The 3,535-nt window shown below is 65.8% G+C and carries 5 protein-coding genes; 4 read left to right on the top strand and 1 reads right to left on the bottom strand.

The window, feature by feature from the left end:
• Positions 1-333: helix-turn-helix transcriptional regulator (locus LQV45_RS21180; RefSeq protein WP_230008695.1), on the bottom strand; the 333-nt coding region annotated here is incomplete at its 3' end.
• A gap of 297 nt (positions 334-630) precedes the next feature.
• Between LQV45_RS21180 and LQV45_RS21175 the strand changes: the two genes are divergently transcribed.
• The 4 genes from LQV45_RS21175 (at position 631) to LQV45_RS21160 (ending at position 3,376) form a co-directional block, all read left to right on the top strand.
• A complete protein-coding gene (locus LQV45_RS21175; RefSeq protein WP_230008694.1) occupies positions 631-1,512 on the top strand; it encodes an aldo/keto reductase in 882 nt (293 codons plus the stop codon).
• A gap of 20 nt (positions 1,513-1,532) precedes the next feature.
• Positions 1,533-2,561, top strand: coding sequence for an aldo/keto reductase (locus LQV45_RS21170; RefSeq protein WP_230008693.1), 1,029 nt, complete (start codon positions 1,533-1,535; stop codon positions 2,559-2,561).
• Between the two features lie 72 nt (positions 2,562-2,633).
• Entirely contained in the window at positions 2,634-2,966 is a 333-nt protein-coding gene (locus LQV45_RS21165; protein ID WP_230008692.1) for a carboxymuconolactone decarboxylase family protein, read from the top strand.
• Between the two features lie 8 nt (positions 2,967-2,974).
• Complete coding sequence (locus LQV45_RS21160) at positions 2,975-3,376, top strand: cupin domain-containing protein (RefSeq protein ID WP_230008691.1); 402 nt, start codon at positions 2,975-2,977, stop codon at positions 3,374-3,376.
• Positions 3,377-3,535 lie beyond the last annotated feature (159 nt).

Here is a 3,535-nt window from a genome sequence, read left to right as displayed (position 1 = left end):
GCTCGGGCGCACCGTCTGCGGGCTGCGCTTTCGCCGCACCCGGGGAGCGGCCGTGGCCGCGCGGGCCAGGTCAAAAAGGTGGGCCGTCTCGGCGTCGTCAAGCTTCAGTGCACGGCAGAGGGCTTCAAGGACGCTGTCCGAGGCGCCGGAGAGGTTTCCGCGCTCAAGGCGTATGTAGTAATCGATGCTCATCCCGGCGAGCATCGCGACTTCCTCGCGGCGCAGCCCGGTAACGCGGCGGTTTCCGCCGTAGACCGGGAGGCCGGCCTCCTCCGGCGTGATCCTGGCACGGCGGGAGGTCAGGAACTTCCGCACGTCGTCGCTGTGTGTCATGGCCTCCACGCTACCCGCGGCCAATGCGACGAGGGAGGCACTGGCATTACCCGGAACGACCGTGACTCCCCGCCATTGGGAAATCACGGTTCCATGGAAAACATGAGTCCTGCACCCGCAACTACTGCCCACCCGGCGGCGATCCTGGCGATCATCCTCGCCAGCTACCTGACACCGCTCGGGGCCGCACCCGCACCCCTGGCCGAGGCCGCCCGCTGACCTATCTACATCCGAAAAGGGGGTACTCACGTGCCCTCCCACAATCCCGCACACCTGAATACCGTGAAAGGCATGCACATGGAACTTACTCTCAATAACGGTGTCACGATGCCCGCCCTCGGACTGGGCGTCTTCCAAAGCGCGCCGGAGCAAACGACGGCGGCCGTCGAAGCGGCGCTGGCGGCCGGCTACCGGCACATCGACACTGCCGCGGCGTACGGCAACGAGCGGGAGGTCGGTGAGGGCATCCGCAACTCGGGCCTGGACCGTTCCGACGTGTTCATCGAGACCAAAGTCTGGGTCAGCGACTACGGGTACGACCAGACGCTGCACGCCTGGGAGAAGGCTGTTGCCAAGCTGGGCGTCGACTACCTGGACCTGTTCATCCTGCATCAGCCCGCCCCCGATCGCTCCGAAAGAACTGTCGGCGCGTACAAGGCCCTGGAGACCCTGCTTGCTGACGGGCGCGTCCGGTCGATCGGTGTCAGCAACTTCATGCCGCACCACCTGGAGCAGTTGATGGCGAGAACAGACGTCGTCCCGGCGGTGAACCAGATTGAGCTGCACCCGTACTTCGCCCAGCCGGCCGTCCAGGCAAAGGATACCGAACACGGCATCCTTACCCAGGCGTGGTCACCGATCGGGGGCATCACCTTCTACCCCGGGTGGGGCGAGGACCGCCGGAGCGTGATGGAAGACCCGACGATCACCGGCATCGGACAAACACACGGCAAGAGCCCCGCGCAGGTCATGCTCCGGTGGCACCTGCAGCAGGGCCGCTCGGCCATCCCGAAGTCGACCAACCCCGCACGCATCGCGGAGAACTTCGACGTCTTCGACTTCGAACTCGGCGCCGACGAACTCGCCGCCATCGACGCACTCGACACCGGCGTGCGCAACGGACCGGATCCCGACGAGGCCCGCGAAGAGCGCTTCGCCATGGTCATCCCCGAAACCTGAGACAGAGAGAAGACACCACCATGGAATACCGTCCCCTTGGCCGCACAGGCGTGCAGGTCAGTCCCTTGTGCCTGGGTGCGATGATGTTCGGCCCCTGGGGCAACAATGACACCGCGGACTCCATTCGAATCATCCACCGCGCCCTCGACGCGGGTATCAACTTCATCGACACCGCCGATGTCTACTCCGGCGGGGCGTCCGAGGAAATCGTCGGGCAGGCACTGGAGGGCCGCCGTGATGAGGTGTTTCTTGCCACGAAGTTCTTCATGCCCATGAACGAGGACGATCCCAACCAGCGGGGTGGATCCCGCCGCTGGATCATGCGGGCGGTGGAAGACTCCCTTCACCGCTTGAACACCGATTACATCGACCTCTACCAGGTGCACCGGCCCAGCCCGGATACCGACGTCGAGGAGACTCTCGGCGCCCTCACTGATCTGGTCCGCCAGGGGAAGGTGCGGTACATCGGCTCCTCGTCGTATTCCGGGTCGCAGATCGTGGAAGCCCAGTGGGCATCCCGGGAACGCAACCTGGAGCGGTTTGTCACCGAGCAGCCGCCGTACTCGATCCTGGTCCGCGGCATCGAGGAGGACCTCCTTCCCACGGTGCAGCGCCACGGCCTGGGAACCCTCACCTACAGCCCGCTCAGCGGCGGCTGGCTCTCCGGGCGCTGGCGTACAAACGCAGCCTCCGTGCCCACCTCAACCGCGCGTCCGAACGCCCGGTTCGACATGACGAGCCCGGCCAACCAGCGCAAGCTCGACATCGTCGAAGAACTCGCCCAGCTGGCCGAACAAGCCGGATTGACGCTCATCGAACTGGCCATCGCCTTCGCGATCAACCACCCCGGCGTCACAGCCGCCATCGTCGGACCCCGCACCATGGAACAGCTCGAGTCCTACCTGCCCGCCGCGGACATCACCTTGGCCAGCGACGTGCTGAACCGCATCGACCAGCTCGTCGCACCCGGCGTTACCGTCAACCCCGACGACAACAGCTACGGCACCAACGAACTCACGCCCCTGGCGCGGCGACGGAAGCAACTGTGACCGCCGAGGCGCCTGAAGCCCTGCATGAAGCTCTGTGCAGCAGTTCGAGCTTCCACTGAAAGAAGGAACATCATGACTTACCAACCCCAGCAGATCGGCGGCGGCCGGAACATGTTCGGAGACTTCGCCCCGAAGCTCGCCGAGCTCACCGACGACGTCCTGTTCGCGGACGTCTGGAACCGCCCGGAGCTTCCGGCCCGTGACCGCAGCCTTATCACCGTCGCCGTTCTCACCGCCGGCGGCAACACCGAACAGCTCGGCTTCCACCTTGGTCGCGCCATTGAGAACGGCGTCACCCGGGAAGAACTCATCGAAGCCATCACCCATGTCACGCTCTACGCAGGCTGGCCCAAGGGCATGGCCGCCATGGGCGTCGCCAAGCGGCTCTTCACCGAGAGCAAGTAAGGATCACCATGAACATCGAACCCACTGTCCCCACTGCGAAGAACCCGCCGGCCCGGTTCGCCGGCGACGTCTGGCTCGATCCGATCGCGCTCCCGCACGAGCCGGATCAGACGATGGTGGTCGCGACCGTCCGTTTTGCGCCCGGAGCCCGCACCGCCTGGCACTCCCACGAACACGGCCAGTACCTCCGCGTCACCCAGGGAGTTGGCCGGTTCGGAACCCGGGACGGCAAGATCATCGAAGTCCACCCCGGCCAGACGCTCTACACGCCGCCCGGCGAGGAGCACTGGCACGCGGCCGCCCCTGGCTGCTTCATGGAACATATCGCGATGCTCCAGAACGGCGAGGACGCAGCGACGACCACCACGTGGGGCGAGCACATCACCGACGACGAGTACAACGGAAGCTGACCAGCCCGCGAACCAATTGCAGGGACGCAGCTGAGGACAATCCCTCTCGTGAACCTGGGCCTGGGCCTGGGCCTGGGCGCCACCGGAAGGCGGCGAGGCTCCCTGGATGGCCGCGGGCAACAGAAAAGGGCGCCCCGCTGAGCCGGAGCGCCCGAAAAC

Source organism: Microbacterium sp. Bi128 (assembly GCF_918698205.1).
The sequence above is the reverse complement of the archived record's forward strand: the minus strand, read 5'-3'. Positions and strand labels throughout refer to the sequence as shown.